13 protein-coding genes and 1 rRNA gene are annotated in these 22,065 nt (G+C 44.9%); 4 read left to right on the top strand and 10 right to left on the bottom strand.

The window, feature by feature from the left end; genetic code table 11:
* Positions 1-27 precede the first annotated feature (27 nt).
* From GSQ66_RS16845 to GSQ66_RS16815, 7 genes are all read right to left on the bottom strand, one after another.
* Positions 28-1,549: ribosomal RNA gene (locus GSQ66_RS16845) — 16S ribosomal RNA — on the bottom strand.
* Between the two features lie 975 nt (positions 1,550-2,524).
* Positions 2,525-3,811 (bottom strand): Ig-like domain-containing protein, encoded by a 1,287-nt coding sequence (locus GSQ66_RS16840; RefSeq protein ID WP_162428528.1) that lies wholly within the window; start codon positions 3,809-3,811, stop codon positions 2,525-2,527.
* An 11-nt stretch (positions 3,812-3,822) separates the two neighbouring features.
* Positions 3,823-5,262, bottom strand: a complete 1,440-nt coding sequence (locus GSQ66_RS16835) for a SusD/RagB family nutrient-binding outer membrane lipoprotein (RefSeq protein WP_162428527.1) — start codon at positions 5,260-5,262, stop codon at positions 3,823-3,825.
* 11 nt (positions 5,263-5,273) lie between these two features.
* A complete protein-coding gene (locus tag GSQ66_RS16830) occupies positions 5,274-8,498 on the bottom strand; it encodes a SusC/RagA family TonB-linked outer membrane protein (RefSeq protein WP_162428526.1) in 3,225 nt (1,074 codons plus the stop codon).
* 811 nt (positions 8,499-9,309) lie between these two features.
* On the bottom strand, positions 9,310-11,463 hold the full coding sequence (feoB, locus tag GSQ66_RS16825) for a ferrous iron transport protein B (protein ID WP_162428525.1): 2,154 nt from the start codon (positions 11,461-11,463) through the stop codon (positions 9,310-9,312).
* Positions 11,464-11,481: 18 nt separating this feature from the next.
* Positions 11,482-11,730: a FeoA family protein gene (locus GSQ66_RS16820; RefSeq protein ID WP_162428524.1), complete on the bottom strand. Its 249-nt coding sequence runs from the start codon at positions 11,728-11,730 to the stop codon at positions 11,482-11,484.
* A 316-nt stretch (positions 11,731-12,046) separates the two neighbouring features.
* A complete protein-coding gene (locus GSQ66_RS16815) occupies positions 12,047-14,515 on the bottom strand; it encodes a bifunctional UDP-N-acetylmuramoyl-tripeptide:D-alanyl-D-alanine ligase/alanine racemase (protein WP_162428523.1) in 2,469 nt (822 codons plus the stop codon).
* A gap of 280 nt (positions 14,516-14,795) precedes the next feature.
* Here GSQ66_RS16815 and GSQ66_RS16810 point away from each other — a divergent pair, with 280 nt between their 5' ends.
* Positions 14,796-15,746: an EamA family transporter gene (locus tag GSQ66_RS16810; protein ID WP_162428522.1), complete on the top strand. Its 951-nt coding sequence runs from the start codon at positions 14,796-14,798 to the stop codon at positions 15,744-15,746.
* Between the two features lie 771 nt (positions 15,747-16,517).
* On the opposite strand, the gene GSQ66_RS16805 is transcribed toward GSQ66_RS16810, so the two are convergent.
* From GSQ66_RS16805 to GSQ66_RS16795, 3 genes are all read right to left on the bottom strand, one after another.
* A complete protein-coding gene (locus GSQ66_RS16805; RefSeq protein ID WP_162428521.1) occupies positions 16,518-16,823 on the bottom strand; it encodes a hypothetical protein in 306 nt (101 codons plus the stop codon).
* 66 nt (positions 16,824-16,889) lie between these two features.
* A complete protein-coding gene (locus GSQ66_RS16800; RefSeq protein WP_162428520.1) occupies positions 16,890-19,484 on the bottom strand; it encodes a DUF5686 and carboxypeptidase regulatory-like domain-containing protein in 2,595 nt (864 codons plus the stop codon).
* A gap of 98 nt (positions 19,485-19,582) precedes the next feature.
* Positions 19,583-20,452, bottom strand: a complete 870-nt coding sequence (locus GSQ66_RS16795) for a DMT family transporter (protein ID WP_162428519.1) — start codon at positions 20,450-20,452, stop codon at positions 19,583-19,585.
* 253 nt (positions 20,453-20,705) lie between these two features.
* Between GSQ66_RS16795 and GSQ66_RS16790 the strand changes: the two genes are divergently transcribed.
* The 3 genes from GSQ66_RS16790 (at position 20,706) to GSQ66_RS16780 (ending at position 22,025) form a co-directional block, all read left to right on the top strand.
* A complete protein-coding gene (locus GSQ66_RS16790; RefSeq protein WP_162428518.1) occupies positions 20,706-21,185 on the top strand; it encodes a regulatory protein RecX in 480 nt (159 codons plus the stop codon).
* Between the two features lie 145 nt (positions 21,186-21,330).
* Positions 21,331-21,702 (top strand): hypothetical protein, encoded by a 372-nt coding sequence (locus tag GSQ66_RS16785; RefSeq protein ID WP_162428517.1) that lies wholly within the window; start codon positions 21,331-21,333, stop codon positions 21,700-21,702.
* 80 nt (positions 21,703-21,782) lie between these two features.
* Positions 21,783-22,025, top strand: coding sequence for a PLDc N-terminal domain-containing protein (locus GSQ66_RS16780; RefSeq protein ID WP_162428516.1), 243 nt, complete (start codon positions 21,783-21,785; stop codon positions 22,023-22,025).
* Positions 22,026-22,065: the final 40 nt, after the last annotated feature.

The raw sequence follows: 22,065 nt of genomic DNA, 5'->3' as shown, positions 1-22,065 counted from the left end.
ACAAAAGGGCCGGACCATGTGCTCTAGAAAGGAGGTGATCCAGCCGCACCTTCCGGTACGGCTACCTTGTTACGACTTAGCCCCAGTTACCAGTTTTACCCTAGACGGCTCCTATGACGGTCACCGGCTTCAGGTCTCCCTGACTTCCATGGCTTGACGGGCGGTGTGTACAAGGCCGGGAACGTATTCACCGCGCCATTGCTGATGCGCGATTACTAGCGATTCCGGCTTCACGGAGTCGAGTTGCAGACTCCGATCCGAACTGAGACCGGCTTTTTGAGATTGGCGCCCTATCACTAGGTGGCGACCCTCTGTACCGGCCATTGTAGCACGTGTGTAGCCCTAGGCGTAAGGGCCATGATGACTTGACGTCGTCCCCGCCTTCCTCACTTCTTGCGAAGGCAGTCCCTTTAGAGTCCCCGCCATGACGCGCTGGCAACTAAAGGTAGGGGTTGCGCTCGTTGCGGGACTTAACCCAACACCTCACGGCACGAGCTGACGACAGCCATGCAGCACCTTGCTTTGTGTCCCGAAGGAAAGCCTCATCTCTGAGGCGGTCACGCGCATTCTAGCCTAGGTAAGGTTCCTCGCGTATCATCGAATTAAACCACATGCTCCACCGCTTGTGCGGGCCCCCGTCAATTCCTTTGAGTTTCACCCTTGCGGGCGTACTCCCCAGGTGGAATACTTAACGCTTTCGCTTGGACGCTAACAGTGTATCGCTAACATCGAGTATTCATCGTTTACGGCGTGGACTACCAGGGTATCTAATCCTGTTCGCTCCCCACGCTTTCGTGCCTCAGCGTCAGTTTCGGCTCAGCGAGCTGCCTACGCAATCGGGGTTCTTGGTGGTATCTATGCATTTCACCGCTACACCACCAGTTCCGCCCGCCTTAACCGAACTCAAGCCCTGCAGTATCAACGGCAGTTCCAGGGTTGAGCCCTGGGATTTCACCGCTGACTTACAGGGCCGCCTACGCACCCTTTAAACCCAATAAATCCGGACAACGCTTGCACCCTCCGTATTACCGCGGCTGCTGGCACGGAGTTAGCCGGTGCTTATTCATCTGGTACCGTCAGTTACTCCCGCAGGAGCGTTTTCTTCCCAGATAAAAGCAGTTTACAACCCAGAAGGCCTTCTTCCTGCACGCGGCATGGCTGGGTCAGAATCTCTTCCATTGCCCAATATTCCCTACTGCTGCCTCCCGTAGGAGTCTGGTCCGTGTCTCAGTACCAGTGTGGGGGACCATCCTCTCAGAACCCCTAGCCATCGAAGTCTTGGTAGGCCGTTACCCTACCAACTAACTAATGGCACGCATGCCCATCTTCCACCGATAAATCTTTGATCATCTTCGGATGCCCTCAAATGATGTTATGCGGTATTAATCTCCCTTTCGGAAGGCTATCCCCCTGTGGAAGGTAGGTTGCATACGCGTTACGCACCCGTGCGCCACTAACCCAGAAACCGAAGTCCCTGGATTCGTTCGACTTGCATGTATTAGGCCTGCCGCTAGCGTTCATCCTGAGCCAGGATCAAACTCTCCATTGTAAGAAAATTATTTCTTGTAACCCGAAGGTTACAAATGTCTCGCCTGATCCGGCCCTTGTCTTAAAAACTTAGCTCTTCATTTGCTATTGCTACCAAATGGTATTCATTGTGCTTGTCTTGTTTCAACCAATCTCTCAAAGAACTCTTTTTCCCTTCCCCCTTCACCTGTCGTGAATTGTTCCGGAAATAGCCCCGGCCTCAACCAGGAAGCCTACCTGCTGTAAGCCTTGTGTATTCATTCTGCTTGTTTCCCGCCAGCCTGCTGCTGTTTGAAGCAAACCAGCGTCGTTTGGGAGTGCAAAGGTAGCAGCTTTTTTTCAATCCGCAACACCCTGCCGCTATTTTATTTTCTTTCTTTTTTCAGGCTTCCTTTTTCAAGGCCTCCCCTTCAGCCGGCCGCTGCTTGGGAGTGCAAAGATACGGCAATCAGTTCCGCTTTTGCAAGTGCTCATCAAAAGTTTTTCTGAAGTTTTTTTCGAAGGCCCGGTAGCTGAATCGCAGCTCCTCTCGTAGCAGATGGGGGTTTACCTCCCGCTTCCAGCTTCCCTTTCCAACTTCTCGCTTCCCTTCCTGCTGAACGGGATGCAAAAGTACAAAGACTTTGCTGTCTTGCAAGGGGGAACCGTGAAGTTTTTCTGCCCTCTGGCCTAAGTCCCTGAAACTGACAGAGAAAAATTGAAAAGAAATTTCCCAAAGAACAATCACATTATAATATTAACCTCATCTCATTCTTAATCTTTATATAGATATGACCATTATGATTCTTAACCTCCAGTAATCTTATCTTATGGTTCCATTTAATTATGCGATACAGTATATTATTTATTCATACTATAGCTTAAGGACTAATGACAATTTAGCTTAAAATATCTCCTTTAAAAACATAGACAAAACAAAAGGCCTCCAAAATTGGAGGCCTTTTGTTTTGTTATAAAAAGACTCTAAATCATTCTCTTCTTTAGTGTCTTTATTATTCTAGTTCATTGATAACGCATCTGAAGTGATAGCACTTGTATTACCTGCCTTATCCGCAGCCATGAAGTATACTACATACTCTCCTTTTGCAAGATCTTGAGCTATAATTTTCTGCTGGTTAGCAGAAGTTATCTCAACAGACCCTTTTGCTACCCCAGTTGTTGATGCAAATGTTGCTGCCGTAGGAGCTGTGCTTCCTGTCTTCAAAATAACATAGCTTACAGTACCAGCTTCAGTTGATGATAATGTAATAGATGCATAGTTACCGGCATCTACTGCAGTACCTGTAACAACTGGATTCACGTTATCCACACTTAGAGCTGTGGCGTTATTAACACCATTTAAGCTGTTACCAGCCAGGTCAACAATATCATTTAGGCTTACTGTAATTACTCCATCACTTGTCGTTTTTGGAGTAAATTCATAGGTATAAACTCTATTGTTTGAAGTAGGTTTCAACTCTACTGTTTCTGAAGTGCCTGTACCGTTAAGGTTCATAAACAACTTCTTGTTTTTAGGATCTGCATTCATAACAGGCTCGCTAAAAGTAACAGTTATAGTTACAGGCGATCCGGTTTTTACACTCTCAGTTGAATAGGAGATATTGGCTACAGGAGCAATATTATCTACTCTATATAACTGAACGTATTCGGTTTCAATAACTTTTGAGCCGAATGCAGCAGTTGATTTAATGTTACTCAGTTTTGCTTCAGGTGTACCATTTCCTTCACCTGCAGTATAAATAGCAAAGAAATGTGTCGCATCAATCTTTTTCAGCTCTCCTATAGATCCTGAAAGGAAAGGCTCACCTTTATTAAAATCAGTCTCCTCATCAGAATCCAGCAATTCTAATGTTGGCATGCCTTCAACTGGAACAGCAAAGTTAAAGAAAACAGTGTCTGATTGACCACTTCTTAAAACTCCTGTATCTGTTAGCTTTGCTGTTACATCAGCGGTTGCTTCAATTGCCGAAACAGTCTTCAGTCCTTTGTCCACACCATTGGTAACATTAATTCTAACGTCACCTGCAGAGACAAATTTAACTGTTACTGTAGCACCAGTTGTGGCACCTACAATTTGAGCTGGTCCTTCTACAGTCCAGGTATAATTTTCAGGATTCTGGATATTCCCTAAGGAATAAGTTTTAGTTGTTTCAGGCAAAGCCGAAGCAGCACCTCTTATCGTTATCTGATAAGGGCCATCGAAGGATTCTAATTCATCCTCACAGCCACTAAACATAATAACTGTGAAGAGCGATAAAAGCAGTATAGATAGTTTATTTCTCATTTTATTAGACATTAAAATTTGTCCCAGAAAAGTTTAGTTGAGCTCTTATCACCGCCAATTTCAGTTGCAGCAGACGCATTGTTTGCTGGGTTTAGCGTTTGCTCATTAACAGGATAGATTAATCTTGTAGGAACGATCAGGTCTGCTACCGGAGGTGTAAGTGTTGGTGCATCCAGTCTTCTCCAGGTTACCCATGCATCGTATCCGCGGTTGTAAAGTGCGATCCACTCCTGCTTACCAATCTTCTGTCTCCAGTCGCCAGGAGCACTCTGATAATTCACTCCAGGCTGTGCAAGGTATGCTGAAGCCTGAGCTGCAGTACCTCCCCAGTATGTGATAGAAGCAGTAACACCTGCATTATAGTGTTCAGCAGCCGTGCCGCCTACATTATAACCTCTTTCTACAGCTTCAGCAAGAAGGAATTCTACTTCCGCGTAATCAAGCAGCATTGCTTCAAAAGTTGGATCAGCAATCTTCGCACTTGCAGTTGAGTGAGTAGCAAAGTCATTAGGGAAACCATATTTACCACCTACAAACGCACCTCCAACAGAAGTAAAGTAAGCACTTCTTCTTGGGTCGTTCAGGTTGTTCATTACATCAACCAGTGTATTTGCAGCAACGTAGTCTTCACGAGTTGAAAGAGGACCTTTAACGTTAGAAGAAATCGGGTTGTTGTTTGGCGGAGCTGGCAGATATTCGAATGCTGCGTTTTGAGCATTGCTCGATATTACACCACCTGAACTCGCTGCTGTTGCTGATTCTGCTAAAGCTTTTGCTCTTGTATTATCAACATCAGCTATTACCATACCAAGCTTTAACTTAAGAGAGTTACCAAATTTAAGCCAGTTTGCCATGCTACCAGCGTAAAGGATATCTCCACTCTTTGCAAAGCCATTAGCTTTAGGATCAATCTGAGCAACTGCAGCGTCAAGACGAGTTAAGATGTCATTATAAACGGTCTGAGCATCGTCGTATACAGGAAGCGCATTCAGAGGGTCAAGAGCCTCAGTATAAGGTACATCACCAAAGGTATTCACTAATACAGACCATGTATAAACCTGCATGATCTCGATCTGAGCTATCTGGTTTTTCTTAACGCCCTCTGTAAGAGTCTGATCTGCTTCAACTAACTTTTTAGCTTCTTTCAAATCGTTCAGTACATCACGGTACAAAGTTGTCCACATACTCTGTGGAATTGTACGTGACGTCATGTTGTATCTTGGCTCATCCAGGTACTGAGTAGATGTCCAGTGTTGCACATAAAAACGATAGTTGTTTGTGTTAACGTTTGGAGTTGTTAACACATCCGTCAGGTTCTTGGTTGCACCTGTAAACAGAGTAACAGCCGGAACAATTGTTGCTTTCTTCTGGTCAAAATTATACTCGTCCAGATCATCTACGCATGATGCCATAAACACCAGCGAGAATAAGCATATGATAAGTTTCTTCATTTTCTGCTATTTTAGAAATTTAATTTAACGTTGAAGCCGTAAGTTCTGACAGCCGGATAAGCACCGGACTGGTAACCTCTACCAGCGTTACCTGAGCTTAGACCTTCTTCAGGATCTGAGTACTCCATGTTCTTATGGATGATCCATAAGTTACGGCCAATCAGCTGAAGATCAACACCTTTAACGAGACCAAGGTTACCAATAACTGATTCTGGCAGGGCATAGGAAAGAGCTACTTCTCTTAACTTAACAAAGCTACCATCAAACACATACATAGCTCTTGGAGCACCTGCATAGTTATCAGCTGCATAACCATAAGGAGTCATACCGTCGCCATCTACGTTTTCTGCATAAATGTCATTAGGAGTACCATCTTCTTTAACACCTGGTAGTAATACACCACCACCTTCAGAAACTGGCATACGAGATGGGTTACCTTTAGCGTTTAAGCCGGCAGTATGTGCATAAAGGCCTGTTGCCTCACCATACCACTGGTCAAGAGAGAATACATCGCCACCATGACGAACATCAATAAGGAAGCCTAGTGATACACCTTTATAAGTAAGGTTGTTGTTGAAACCACCAGTCCAGTCAGGGTTTGGATTACCTATGATAAGATCTGATTTGTCTGATCTTAAGTAGTAACCATTTTCGCCAACTGTTCTCTGGCCATTGGTATAAACAAAGTCGTTACCACGGATAACACCGTAAGGCTGACCAATAGCAGCGTTAAGAGAAACACCACCCTGGAAAGAAGCAAGTGTTAAGTTCTGTACATCTTCGTACAGGCTTACAACCTGGTTTCTGTTACGAGCGAAGTTGAAGTTCATAGTCCAGGTAAAGTCTCCGGTCTGGATAGGCGTAACGAATGCAGTTACTTCTATACCTTTGTTCTCTACTTCACCCGCGTTTACGAAACGGCTTGTATAACCTGATGCCGCAGTCTGGCTAACAGGCATGATCTGGTCAACCTGGTTTGACTTGTACCAGGTAAAGTCGAAACCGAACAGGTTGTTGAAGAATTCAGCCTCAATACCAGCCTCAAAGTTTTTCTTTCTTTCAGGCTTCAGATTAGGGTTGTTCTTAGTGCTTGGAAGCGAGAAGATCGGAGTTGAACCAAAACCAGTTGGCTTGTCATACACATCATAGATACTTAGTGCCGGAGCATCGTTACCTACTTCTGCATAGTTAACTCTTAATTTACCATGAGATAACCAAGGAGTTTCTACCAGGTTAGAGAACAATACGTTAACACCGGCAGCTGGGTAGAAGTACGAGTTAGCACCTTCTGGCAGCGTTGTAGACTTATCCTGACGTGCAGAAAGTTCTACGAAGTAAGTTTCTTTGAAACCGAAGTTAGCGTTAGCGAAGATACCGTCAACACCTCTGCGAGAATAGAATTCAGATGGAGGATTTACCGGGCTTGCTGAGTTAGAGATTGAGTAAAGTCTTGGCACAACCAGACCACCGTTAGTTGCTGAACCGATTGAGCTAGTACGGTCTCTACGAATGTTTGAACCTAGTAAACCAGTAAAGCTAATATCTTCAGAGATGTCCTTGTTGAAATTCAACATCAGGTCGAAGTTGGTCTCGTTAAAGTCTCTGTTGTATCTGGAGTACCCGCTCAGGCCGGCACTACCAACAGCAACACGCTCTTCCTGCATATCATTAGTAGTGTTGAAAGAGGCTCTACCCATTACGTTTAACCAGTCGGTAATTTTGTAAGTGGCCGTAGCATAACCATAAAGGTTATCTCTGCTATCGTTAGAGTAGTTTTCGTACTGCGTCCAGTATGGGTTATCAGAGTAGATCGGGCCAGAGTTCGTGCTGTTCCAGTTCCAGGTAATGTTCTGTCTGTTTCTGAAATAGGCTGCCTCCTGCTGCTTTAAATCTACGTTGGTTTGCCACCACTGTCTGAACTGCTGGTTAGGGTTTGTACCGCTATAACCAGTACCATATCTACCCATACCTACTGTGCGGGTATAGTTACCTGACGCTGAAACTGTTAACCTCTCAGTAGCTTCGTAAGAAGCATTGAAGTTAAACATGTCTTTGTCGATTGTAGAGTTAGGCAGGTTACCTTTAATATCGTTACGGGTGTAACCTAAGTTAAAGGTTGTTTTGTCGCCACCACCGCTAACAACAATGCTCTGGTTAGAGTTAACCCCAGTTTCGAAGAAAGAAGTTGGACCGTTTTCAGCAGCTACCCAAGGAGTCATTTTTCCATAAGTAGGAGAGAATGGATCAAGGGCATCCCACTGATAAACATATAAGTTCGGGTTAAAAGATGGTCCGTAAGAAGCATCATCCTGGTATCTAACTACATCTCCTGCGCCATCACCAACACCTGGAACTATATCAGAAACCGCACGGAAGCCTTGGAAATAACCACCACCATACTCATTCTGATACTTCACATATGTGCTTTTATCGATGTTACTCCAGGTAACACCACTGTTCACAGCTATGTTAAGTGAGTTCTTTTTACCTTTTTTGGTAGTGATCATGATAACACCGCTGGCTGCGCGAGAACCATAAAGAGCAGTTGCTGCAGCACCTTTCAATACGTTCACAGACTCGATGTTATCCGGGTTAAGGTCAGCTGCTGCGTTACCGAAGTCAGCACCACCACGACCAGTAGCCTGGCTAGAACCGTTGTTATTGGCGTTACTTACAGGCACACCATCAATAACGAAAAGTGCCTGGTTGTTACCAGTAAGTGAAGAGTAACCACGAATGATAACGTTAGTAGAACCACCCATTGTGTTGTTCGTTCTGATATCCAGACCGGCAACTTTACCTGAAAGTGAGTTTACTACGTTTTCGTTTCTGGCACGGGTAAGCTGCTCGCCGCTAACTTCCTGAGCTGAATAAGCAAGCTCGTTTCTGTTACGCTCGATACCAAGAGCTGTCACCACAACTTCATCAAGTTGTTTGGCATCAGTTTCCAGAGTTACATTAAATGTAGTTTGATTTCCAATTGGACGCTCAACTGTTTTGTAGCTGATATAGCGGAAAACAAGCGTCGTACCTCCTTCAGGCACGTTAAGCGTAAATGAACCGTCCACGCCAGTGGCAGTTCCTACAGTAGTTCCTTTTACCAGAACTGATACGCCTGGCAAGGGCTGGTTAGTAGCGGCATCTGTTACCTTTCCGGAAACAGCCCTACTCTGAGCCATAGCCTGCTGTACCAGTACAGAGACAAGCAAGAAGCTCAACAATAGAAGTTTTTTCATTTGCTTTAGTTTTAGATAAGAAAAAAGTTAAAGTTGGTAATGGGTAATAGTATCTAATAATCTCTATATATTATAGTTGCGCATTTCTTGTATCTGCCTTCCCTGGATTTTAAAGAAGAGCAACCAACAAATCAGCAAGCTATAATGGAATAGCAACTATTTGTAAACCCTGACTGAATTTGGAGCGGCTAAAATCGTTTGTGCTCTAACCCTTCACCATCAGTTTTTAATTTACTTATAGTCAGATTGCTAGGCACTTAGGTGTGTAACACAAAGCCCTATAAGAGCTTTAATGCAAAAGTAAGAAGTGTACTACAGAGTAAAGTGTGCTTCATATATTATCTAGTTTTTAAGGTGAAAGATACTTCAATAATAACTATAATACCTTTTATAACAAATATTTAATGCATATTTATTTGTTTATAGCTAAAGATTTATAAGCTACAGACACTATTCATTTGTTGAAACTACTGTAACCAGATTAATTCAAAAATATAAATATTTGCAGGTCGTTTCGCATTTTACGTATATGTTAAGGTATAGTTCTATAGCTGTAGACTGTTTTATGGTGCTATAACCGCTTTAAACTATGGCGACATTTAAGTTTACTAATACCAGCACATATCAAACCCTTAACTGATACTTCAGTATAGGTGTGCATATCAACTATTTACATCTGGTTGCTGTATTGACAGAAAGAGCACAAAAGCAGGAATGCTTATTTTTCTCTGAAAAAAGAAAAATCCTTAAATCTTCGGTTAACCTAACAGCCGAAGATTTAAGGATCCAGAAATATGACGGTACAGCTCTTTTAGCTTAGCACCTGGTATGTTATAAATGCCATTACATATGCCAGGCCACTCATATATACTAACTGGGCCAAAGGCCAGGTCCAGGATTTAGTTTCGCGGCGCACTACGGCCAGGGTGCTTACGCACTGCATGGCAAACAAGTAAAAGACCATGAGCGAGAAGGAGCGCGCCAGATTAAAGTAAGGTTCTCCGTCCTTATCCTTCTCCATCATCAGTTTATTTTTTATAGTGCTCACATTCTCTTCTTCGCCTATACTATAGATAGTGGACATGGTGCCGACAAATACTTCGCGGGCTGCAAAAGACGTAAGCAGAGCTATACCAATTTTCCAGTTGTAGCCAAGTGGCTCAATAGCCGGCTCCATCGTTCTGCCAATAACACCGGCATACGACGCCTCAAGCTGGTGGGAGCTGATCAGGTTCTGCAGTTCTGTTTCTGATAAATTCTGTTGCTTAGCTTCAACTATAGCCTGCTGCTCTGCCTTTTCAAAACTATTGCCAGGACCATACGATGCCAGCACCCATAATATAATAGAGATCGCAACAATTACTTTACCTGCCTCAAATACAAATGCTTTTACTTTCTCAACTATAGTTAAACCAACGTTTTTCCAGCGGGGCATTTTATATACAGGAAACTCCATAATAAAGTAGCTGCGCTCGCGGGCTTTCAGGATCACCTTTAGTAATAACGCAGAGAAAATGGCAGCCAGGAAACCGATCAGGTACAAGGCCATCAGCACCAGACCCTGCAAATTCAGGAATCCGAAGTAATAGGTTTCAGGAACAACAAGGGCAATAAGAACGGTGTAAACCGGGATACGAGCCGAGCAGCTCATCAGTGGCGTTACAAAAATGGTGATCATCCTGTCTTTCCAGTTCTCAATCGTTCGGGCCGACATAACAGCCGGAACTGCACAGGCCACACCGGAAATCAAGGGAACAACGCTCTTACCATTCAGGCCGAACTTACGCATGATCTTATCCATCATAAACGTAACGCGGGCCATGTAGCCGGTCTCTTCCAGCACGGCTATGAATGCAAACAGAATTGCGATCTGTGGTATAAAGACCATTACACCACCCAAACCTGCAATAATACCTTCGGTCAATAAGTTTATGAGCGGGCCGCTGAAGTTATCCTGTATCAACCCGTTCAGGCTGGCAAACCCCTGGTCAATCAGGTCCATCGGGTAGCTGGCCCAGGTAAAGATCGCCTGGAAAACCAGGAACAGGATACCCATGAAGATCAGGTAGCCGAAAACTTTATGGGTAAGCACCTGGTCGAGACGGTTACTGAATTTCTCGTCTTTCTCTACGCGCTCCACACGCACTACATCCAGCAGCAACTCATTTATATAAGTATAGCGGGCTATAGTTTCGTCGGCCTGGGCTACGTTAGATTTAAACTCATGTGTTTCCAGTAAAGCACCAATCCACTCTGCTTCTTCAGCAGATAAGAATTTCAGGCTCTTGTACTGATGCGCATAATGCAGGGCCAGGTAATCTGAAGCAAGGCCGAAGCGGGCTTTTATAGTTTCGGTTACAGGCTTCAACGCATCAGGAATGGTATAAAACTGTACCGGCGTAGGCTCCAGGTGCTGCAATATCAAGATCTTTAACGCAGCAATACCTATCCCTTTGCGGGCATTCATGGGTATTACCGGTACACCTAAGCCTTTATGTAAAGCGGGAATGTCTATCTTAACACCTTCCTGCTCTGCCACATCTACCATATTAAGGGCAAGTATAGCAGGTATTTTGAGGTCGGCGAGTTGGGTAAACAGCAGCAGGTTACGCTTCAGGTTAGAGGCGTCTGCCGTAACTACAACAAGATCGGGGTAATGGGCAGAAGCTGAATCGTAGAGCAGGTCTATAATTACGCGCTCATCCAGCGACTTCGGGTATAAACTATAGGTGCCAGGCAAATCTATGATCTGGACCTTCTGGTTAGCGCTAAGCTGGCACGTACCTGTTTTCTTATCTACTGTAACGCCCGGAAAATTGCCTACCTTCTGGTTAAGACCTGTAAGCTGATTGAATAAAGAGGTTTTTCCTGAGTTTGGATTTCCTACCAACGCCACACGTGCAACCTCACTCCGGGGTGTAGTCTGCGACGCTTCTCTAATCTCAGGTTGGGCTACTACAGTCATGGTAAATGTAAAGAAGTGCTATTTCAGCATTATAGTTTCAGCTTCGTCGAGGCGCAGCGATAAAGTGTAGTCGTTTACAATGATCGTGATTGGATCGCCTAGCGGTGCACGGCTGTTCAGTTTAACCTGCGTACCAGGCAAACAACCCATTTCCAGGAGCTTCAGGCCCATATCCGGGTCTTTAAGGCAGCAAATAATGCCACACTCTCCTAATTTAAGGTCGCGTACACTTTTCTTGTCGATATGCTCTTCTTCCCTTTTCTGCACCGTAAGCTGTTTTTATTTAGACTGTTTATAAACAACCGCAAGTTACAAGGTGTTCATCGTTAATGCAAAAGTTTTAGCTAAATGGTTAAGGCTGCCTGATAAATGGATAAAAGTTGCAGATTTAGGGCTGAAGGCTGAATGGCTGGATGGTTAATAGTGACTGCCGGGAGCTTATAGTTCATATCTTTACTTTCTCACTCAACTATAGATTTAAAAAATTTGAGTACGAGCTGCAAATAAGCTCCAGCGATGAAATTCACAGACTTCCTACCTTAAAATTCAACAATTTAAGCTCTAACCATTTAACAACTTAAAATTACTCTGAAAAGAAGATGCGTTTTACGCGGGAACTTACATTGGTGAGGAGCTCGTAAGGTATAGTTCCGATGCGGGAAGCCAGATCAACCAGCGTTAGCTTCGGTCCGAAAATGATTGCTCCGTCGCCGGCTTTTACATTGAGTCCGGTTACGTCTACCATACACATATCCATACACACATTGCCGATGACCGGGCAACGTTTTCCGTTGATGATCACCTGGCCGGCTCCGTTACTGAAACGCCGGTCGTAACCATCAGCATACCCGATAGCTATAGTTGCGATGGTCTTATCTGAATCGGCGATGCCTTTACGGCTGTAGCCTACTGTTTCTCCTTTAACTATAGTTTTCACCTGCGATACGGTGGTTTTCAGAACACTCACCGGCTTAAGGGCTTCCTGCTCCGAGCCGGTTGCCTCTACGCCGTACAAGCCAATGCCCAGGCGAACCATATCCAGTTGATGCTCCGGGAAACGAACGATACCGGCCGAGTTGAGCACATGTTTGATGACCTTATAGTTTAACCTCGCCTCTACTTCCGCAGCCATAGTTCTGAAGTTGCTGATCTGCATCTGCGAAAAATCGTTGTGCAGGGCTTCGTCGGCGCCGGCTAAATGAGTGAACGTGCTTATTACCTGCACCTGCGGGTATTGCTGCAACAATGGAAACAGCGCGTCAAAGTCTTCGGAAGTAAAGCCCAGGCGGTGCATGCCGGTATCCAGTTTCAGGTGAATGCGGTGGCGCGAAGTATCAGCAGGAAGGTCTTTCAGGTATTGCTCAAGCAGTTCCAGCGAGTAAATTTCAGGTTCAAGGTTATGCTGCCGTAGTTTGGCGAAGCTGTCCGGCGAGGGGTTCATGACCATAACCGGTAACATAATTCCGTTCTCGCGCAGCATCACGCCTTCATCGGCATACGCAACGGCCAGGTAATCTACGCGGTGGAACTGCAGCAAATTGGCCACTTCGAAACTCCCACTACCATAGGCAAAGGCTTTTACCATTACCATCAGTTTAGTATCCGGGGCAAGTTTAGATCTATAGTAGTTCAGGTTATGTACCAGCGCATCGAGGTTCACTTCCAGCACGGTACCGTGTACTTTCTGCTGAAACGCATGTACAATACGCTCAAACTCGAACACACGTGCCCCTTTCACCAGTATCAGCTCGTTCCGGAAATCGTCGGCTTTAAACTGTGCCAGGAAATCTGCGGTGCTACTATAGAAAACAGCTGCTTCTGAAAACTTAGGTTTATGATGCCCTATAGTTGGGCCGATGCCGATCACTTTTTCAACGCCACGGTTTTTTATAAGTGCGGCCACTTGCCCATACAAAGCTTCTTCTGACAAACCGGACTCGAGCAGATCAGAAAGAATAATAGTTCGTTTGCCACGTTGCGGTTGGTTGCCCAGAAATTGTAACGCTATGGACAGGCCCGCCAGGTCATTATTATAGGTATCGTCAATCAGGTAGCAGCCGTTAATGGCTTCCTTCATTTCCAGTCGCATGGCCACGGGGTGCAGTTTATCCAGGCGGTCCTGAATTTCGGCAAAAGGCACCTCGCGGTACAGCAGAACAGCCAAACAGTGCAAGGCATTTTCTATAGATGCTTCGTCGGTAAACGGAATGGCCAGGCGTTGCTTTTCGCCATGGTACGTGTATACTACTATCGTTTTGTGGCCGGCTGCGGTAGTGGCATTTATAGTTACATCAGCTTTATGCTGTCGGCTCCAGGTAAAGGCATTTATAGTTCGGGCCTGAATTTCGTGGTGCAGCAGCTCGTGGTCGGTACAGTAAATAAGCACATCCACGTTAGTGAACAACTTCAGTTTTTCCTGCACTTTCTGCTGGCGCGATGTAAAGCCTTCGTCGTGGGCAGTGCCGATATTTGTGAAGATGCCTATAGTTGGCTGGATGACAGACTGCAGTTTCTCCATCTCGCCCGGAAGCGATATACCGGCTTCAAAGATACCCAGCGTATGGTTGCCATTTAGCTGCCACACCGAGAGCGGAACTCCCAGCTGCGAATTGTAACTGCGCGGGCTTTTAACCACCATTTCATCGGGGCTCAGCAACTGGGCCAGCCATTCTTTAACTATAGTTTTGCCATTGCTGCCCGTAATACCAACTACAGGAATTGTAAACTGCGACCGATGCCATGCGGCCAGCTCCTGCAAAGCGGTTAAACTATCCTTTACCAGCAACAAGTTTGCCTCCGGGTACAGCTGGCTATAGTTGCGGCCTTTTTCATCCTGCTCTTTCTCAACTATAAACTGCCGTACGCCCTGCCCATACAGCGTTGCCAGGTATTTATGCCCGTCGTTAAACTTGCCTGTTACTGCAAAAAACAAGGTGCCCGTCGGCTGCGACAATTTGCGGCTATCGGTAAGCAGGTTTATAACCGGATGTGCCTGCACAAACTGCAGCACAGTACCCTTGGTTATAGTTGCAAGTTCCTGGAAAGTGAGCATAAGCGGAAAATCAAATTAAGGGTCGAAAGTTAGGAGATAATTTAGTTAGAAAGTTAAAAAGTTTGGAAGTTAGAAAGGTGATTCGGTTTTGGAATTTCTGAGTTTAGGAGTTAGAGAATGTAGGAGTTGGGAGGGTGTAGAGACGTAATACCTTGCGTCATTTTAACTACAGAGCAATTAAAATCCGTTTATTCTCTAATCCCGCAGATCCAGATTCTGACAATTAAACAATTTAGCAACCACTAATCCATTACCTTTGTAGTCTTTTTTTATTCTTACAATGAAATTACTGAAAGCAAACCCCTTTTATGCGGCCGGCATCACGGCATTTATTATCTGGGGTTTTATACCTTTCCCGTTAAAGGCGCTGGCCGATTACCCGAGCGGGCTTATTCTTTATTTCCGGGTGGCGTTGTCGGTAACGTTGCTGTTGTTCATTTGCCTGTTCTTCAGAAGAGACACTATAAAACAAACCTATAGTCTGGTAAAAGCATCGGCCATTAAGGAGAAGCGACGTTTTATAGTTTTTACGTTGCTGGGTGGCATACTGCTAACTATAAACTGGCTCACGTTCATCTACGTCGTCAACCATATTGATATTCAGACCGGCTCTTTCTCGTATCTGCTTTGCCCAATACTTACGGCAGTGCTTGGTTTTTTATTATTGAAAGAAGAGTTGCGGACAAACCAGTGGCTGGCTATTGGCCTGAGTATTATCAGTTGTGTGCTTATCGGGACCGGTGAACTGACCAGCCTTTTGTTTAGTTTGATGATCGCGCTTAGCTATGCTTTTTACCTGATAACGCAACGCATTTTGCGGGCTTATGACAAGATCGTACTACTAACCCTGCAGTTGCTGCTGGCTTTCCTGTTTATCGGGCCGTTCTATAGTTTCTTTAAAGGCGACTCAACCATAGTGTTAGATGGCGGCTTTTTCCTGAAGGTGAGTATCCTGAGTGCTTTATTTACGGTGCTGCCCCTTTTCCTGAACCTGTTTGCCTTAAAAGAGCTTACATCCGGCGCCATCGGCATCCTGATGTACATTAACCCGATCATGAATTTCGTGATTGCCTTTTTGTACTTCAATGAAGAGACCACTTTTGTGAAAGCGATGGCCTATGTACTCATCTTTATTTCCGTGATCATCTATAACATAAACCTGAAAAAACGCCGAAAGACTGCAGGTGGTATGCCTGTGCCTCCTACCTCAGCGGTTACAACTATAAAGTAGATTTACCTCACCCCAGCCTACCCCTTTAAAAGAGGGCTCTTATCTCCAGAACAGGAGAGGGAGTTTTGTCTGAATCAGGATTCTCAGGATTTAAGGATTTTCAGGATTAGGTTTTTTGCTATAGTTGAGGTTATCGTTTTATAGTTGTGGTCTTAACCCACCCCTACCCCTCCCAAGAGGGGAATTCCGGCTGGTGTTATAGTTGAGGATATCGTTTTATAGTTACAGACCAGGATCGGACAGGTCGCGACCTGTCCCTACGGAACTATCACCACAGTAAAGCGATGCAACTATAGCTGTTCAAACAAACTATAGTTTAGCTATCGAACTGATCACAGTCTTTGGGTTGAGCGCCTTTGCTTTGTTGCGGTGCCGCCAAGCAACCCGAGGGACGAGGGTAGCAAGAAAGCAGCAGCGCGATGCCCGAAGACGGGGCCTCCCGGCCGTGAGGGCACCAAAGCTGGATTGAAACGATTGGTAAGTAAAGCTCCCAGGATTTAAGAAGGCTATAGAATAAAAGGCTTGGTTCAGGTTGCAACTATAGCAAACTATAGAACCCAGATTTCTCCTGACGTCGAAATGACAAAAGCAGAACTATACGACACGTAAGATCACTTACAACTTTGCTGGCTCTCTTCGACTCGCATCTCAACAATATTCGAAATGATAAAAGAGATTTTTGAATTAAGCAGAATAGATTGATATTAAAAACAAAACGGCCTTGTCTCAGATAGAAACAAGGCCGTTTTGTTTTTGCTTATAATTCTAAAATTACGGTCTTTGGTCTCCTTGTTTTTGCTTTTGCTTATCGAGTTCGTGTAAGGCGCGGGCTGCCGAATCCTGGTTCGGGTTCATCTCTCCAAACTGGTCTGCCTGGTTGGCATTTACCGAAGTATCGCCGATAGGTGCAGGACGTGGGTTATTCAGGTTAGCGGCAGATGAGTCTCCTTCCACTATAGCTTCGGCCGTACCGGTGTCATGATCAACAGTGGTATCCTGCTGGCCACAACCATAACCAACTATGGTTGCAAAGGCTACGGCTACTCCTGTTTTAAATATAGATAGTCTCGTTTTCATTGTCATTTCAGTTATTAATCCTGCCAATTTTAACGGCTGCGCTATCAATAAGTTATAACCTGAACCTTAGAAGCCGAGCCCTATCGCTACGCCAGTCCGCGCTTTCTCCCCTTCCTGGAAGGATGTTATGAAATCAACACGGAGTACTTTAAAGATGTGCTCAATGCCAACGCCAAGCTCCAGGTAATTTCTCGATTGCTGCGTGTTCAGGTAATTCAGGCTCACTACTTCCTGCAGTTTTAGCTTGCGGAACAGTGGTATTTTATTGAACAGGAAGCCGTTGAAATGATGCTCGTAATGCGCTTCCAGGTAATTGTTATTGGTGCTGTACCGATAGTAGTCAAGTAACTGGAAACCGTCGTAGGCACCTGCAAAAACGGTTCGGTTGCCTTTAAAGTGGCGGTAATCCATCAGGGTCATGCTTTCTTTGTTCCAGAAAATACCTGCCGCTGCACTATAGCTGCTGCTGCCAAGCAACCCGAAACTCAGTTCATCATTCACACCCAACGCCGCAGTGCTGTATTTTATGTCGCCGCCAAATGCTTTCAGGCCTGTTCGGTAAGCCAAGCTTATAGTTGGGTATTTTGAGCCCAGGTTAATTTTGCGGTCGGGGCGGGTAATGTAGCGCTGCCCTGGTTTAATACTTAAGCTGAAAGAGGCCATCAGCACTTGGTGTGGCGTAAAGCTTGCATCTGCCAGCTCTGCATTTACCGGCACATTCGATGTAAAAGTGCTTATGCCTTCGGGGTTAGGATCTTTAAAACTATAGAACGTGGTGTTCTGCATCGGCATGCGGTGTGCGTATTCCAGGTTAGCGGTAAGTAGCAGTCCGTTGGCCAGCTCGCCGCGGTGGGCCAGCCTTACAAAGTCGCGCTGGTATAGTTTCATGTAGTTTTTGCCGGCTGCCAGCGTGTAAACCGAGTTCACGAACGACGAGATCGGGCTGTTTATATTGATCTGATCTACGTAGCGGCCGCCTTCCAGCTGTATAATACTGTTGGTAGTGGTGTTGTAAACGTAGGCGGCACGCAGTTTGGCATTGAATTTTTCGTTCGAGAAGCCATAGCGCACCGTTGGCTCTATAATATATCGGCGGCGGTCATCAAAGCGTCGGCCGTAAGCTACTTTTACATCGGCTACCACGCCCTCTACCGTGTTGTATTGCAGAATGCTGCTGTTGGTTGGGCTGATGATCGGGTCGAAGCGCAGGTAAGTACCTTCAAAGCTGTTGTTGTAGGTATACCCACTCAAAAACAGGTTGCCAAAAGTAGGTTTGTTCCGGATGCGGTCCAGCGAATCCTGGTATACTTTTGATTCCTTTATGGCTTCCAGCTTATCCTTTTTTACATAGTCTTTCGATTCTTCTTTGGTAAGAGGTGTTGGCCTGATCTTATCCCAGTAAAGCGAGTCGCGTTTATTTGCATCTTTATCAACTACCAGTATCTCTTTCGTGAAAAGTTTTTCGCTATGGATAGGCTTTTCCTTCGGGTCTGCTTTTTCGGGCTCTATAATTTTAAAGCGTGGTTTAGGCGTTGGTCTGGTAGTTTGCGCATTGGCAACTATAGTTTCTTCGGGCTCGGGCTCCACTTCTTCCAGCACCGGTGGTTTTTTATAGGCTGCCTGCACTTTGTAGTTGGAATAAACGCCCGTAACGTAGCCCCTACCTTTAAAGCCTAAACCTGCTGCCTCAAAGGTAAACTTCTGTGATACCGGCATCCAGACGTGTTCCAGCACTGGCTCGTACACCTGCCGCACACGTATAAAATCCACAAACTCAATTCCCGCTCTTTTGGTTAGTTTCAGGTCGGTACTATGGATGCGCCAGGTGCCGTCCACGATATAAATGTTGCCTTCAAAAACAGGGTCGTTGCGACGGCGGGGTATTACTTTTATTTTATTTATAGTCCGGCCATTCTCTTCAAACGCGCCCATGTACTGGTAACGGTAAAAAAACAGTGCATTATTGGCCAGCGGCGACACAAACCCACGTTCGTTCAATCCTTCTATCTTCAGCAGGTTCTCGTAAAAGCTGATGTTCATCTCTGAAGCCTGGTTAAAACTGAAGCCTTTCTTCTGACCGCTCACCCTGGACGAGATCACTTTCTCATTTACCTTATTGGGCCGCTTAAAATGCAACTGCGATACAGACTCAGAAAGGTAAACGATACCCGTATCCACATCCACCACCCTAACACCCAGCACTTTACTTGGCACTTTATCCATGCGGGCAACGCTTTTCATGTACACGCGGGCGCTCCAGGCAAGCGCTTCGTTCAGGTGGTATTTCCGTAACCGGATGGCATTGCGCATAATTGGGTAAGCCGGATCTTCGTCGGAAGCGTGCACTACTACTTCTTTCAGGTTAAGGACTTCAGGGAAAAGCTGCACATTTAGCTCCACGGGGTGGCCATTTATCTTTACCACCTGCGTTTTGGCTTTGTAGCCAACATATTTAAACTCTAAGGTATATGTCCCGGAGTCGAGCTGTAGTTGGTAATACCCGTTCTCGTTGGTGGCGGTGCCGCTGGATGTTTCTTTGATGTAGATGCTGGCAAAAGGCAGGCCTTGTCCGTTCTCATCGGTAAGGCGACCGCGCAGGGTACCGCCAAAGCAGAACAGCGGTGCGAATAAAAGCAGGAACAAAAACCAGGTGAAGCGCATGTAGGGTTAGATCAGCTTTTGGCCTTATATGGTATAAATATAGCTAACGTTACATATTATACGCTTATTTCATATTTTATCTGACTTTTATACTTAGATTATTTTGAAACCGCTTCTAAATCGGCTGTTTTGGCAAGTTTGCTTTTATACCGGATATTCAGAATTACGCCTACCAGCACCAGCGCCATACCCACATACGAACCGATAGTAAAGGTCTCATCGAACATAATAAACCCTAGCAGCAGGGCGTAAAAAATACCGATATAGTTTAGGTGGGCCACTTTGGAGAGTTCTTCGGCCTGGTACGACATGGTCATGTAATACTGCGCCAGCTGCGTAAAAACGCCAACCAATAACAATATGGCCCAATCCCAGCCCATTGGCTGCACCCAGTCAAACAAACTATAGATACCCGAGAAGGGCAGCGCTACCATCGGGAAATAAAACACGATGACCAGCGGGTGCTCGCGTGTATTCAGCTTGCGGATAATGTTATAGGAAATACCGGAAATTGCAGCGCCTGCCACCCCTATAGTTAAGTAAAACGGCGAAATACGCACATCTACCCCTTCTATAACCAGAATACCGATAAACGATACCAAGAAGAAGATCCATTGCCAGGGCTTTACCTTTTCTTTAACTATAAAAATGCCCAGTATGGTCGTAAAGATCGGCGAGAGGTACTGTATGGTTACGGCCGTAGCCAGCGGTATGTTCTGCAGGGTGGTGAAGTACAATACGAGCGCAATAGCCCCGGTTATACCTCTTGTTATAAGCAAAGCTTTATTTGTGCCCCAGATGTTAACCTGCTGCCTTCGCAACACCAGGTAACTCATTACCACAGAGATAACCGACCTAAAAAAGATGATCTCTATAGCCGGAATATGAGGAACCAACTTTATGCACACATTCATCAGCGCAAAAAACAACGTCGATAACAACATGTACTGCACTCCCTTCGAAAACATAGGCTCGTTATAGTTAACGCTGCAAAGGTAGCTTTAATGGTTAAATTGTTGATTACTCAATTGTTGATTGTTGGACTGCTAAATTGTCTGAATCAGGATTTACAGGATTAGAGGATTGACAGGATTTTTAACTTTTAAACTCACAAACTTTCTAACTCCTAAACTCTTTAACTAAAACCACCTTTCTAACTTCTAAACTTTCTAACTTTCAAACTCTAGCGTATGTTTATAGTTGAGTAAACGGACTTATAGTTTGGAGAAGAAAAAACAGAAAACATATACCCCGAAAGAAGCGCTGATAAAAGCCGCTGCCTACTGCGCCTACCAGGACCGCACCCAACAGGAAGTGCGCACCAAGCTCTATAGTTACGGCCTGGAGCCCGACGATGTGGAAGAACTGATTCTGCGCCTGAGCCAGGAAAAACTGATTGATGAAGAGCGGTATGCACAAAGTTATGTGCGCGGTAAATATGGACTAAAGCGCTGGGGCCGCCGAAAAATTATGCAGGGCCTGAAAGCAAAAGGCATTTCGGATTACTGCATTAAGCAAGGCATGAAAGAGATTGACCCCGAACTATACGAACAGAACCTGCTGCACCTGCTCGAAAAAAAGAACGCCACCGAAAAAGAGAAAAACCCCTTCACCCGCCGGCAAAAACTGAGCTACTACTTACTAAGCAAAGGTTATGAAAGTGATCTGGTACAGGACGCGCTGAAAGGTTTGGAAGCTTAGCTAGAGAGCTCAATTTATTTAAGATTAATTATATATTAGCTAAAGCTTATGTTTTAGCGATTACCTAAGACCCTATCTACTACATTTATAGAGCAGATAAGCGTATGTTGTCGTTTATACAGTAGTTGGGCTTCATGTATAATTAATGAAAAAAGCTTTATTATTTCTAATCCTTGGCTCCTTTGCCTCATGTCAGAGTGAAACTAAGGCTACTTTCGTGATTACTAATGAATCAGAAGAAGTTCTAGACCCTGTACGAGTAAAATCAGAAGGGCATGACCACAAAACTGCTAAAATCAAATTACAGCCTGGGGAAGCAAGAATATATCTTATGGATATGACTGATTTACCAAAGGTGGATGGGGAGTACTTGTTAACCTATAGGTTTGAGAAAACGGGAGAGAAGAAGACACGGTTCGGTTACTTCACAAATGGATTTCAATATGAAGATACTATCAAGATATTTATAAAGCCCGACACTGTAACTTTTGACTTTGTTATTCCAAGTAGAAATTAAGAATCACGAAAGCCCAACAAGACCTATAGTGCATAAACGCACCATAGCATAGCCGTTAAATAAACTAAACCCCCACTCCCATGCCTGAAACAACTTTACTTTTTCTCGGTGGATTAGCTGCACAAGAACTGCTATTCATCATTCTCTTTTTTGCAATTCCATTCGGCATATGGCTCGGTGCTTTAATAGAGCTGCTCAGAAGTAACTTCACCGATAGCATTACCAAACTTATCTGGTTAGTGGTAATTGTTTTTATACCTGTTTTAGGAGCTATACTTTACTTATTTATAGGCCGCAAGCAAAAGGTCAAAACTATAAGCTAGCGCAGCTACACAATTCAGCAACAACGTTTATCAAACTATA

The sequence above is a fragment of the Pontibacter pudoricolor genome (assembly GCF_010092985.1).
GTDB lineage: Bacteria > Bacteroidota > Bacteroidia > Cytophagales > Hymenobacteraceae > Pontibacter > Pontibacter pudoricolor.
The sequence above is the reverse complement of the archived record's forward strand: the minus strand, read 5'-3'. Positions and strand labels throughout refer to the sequence as shown.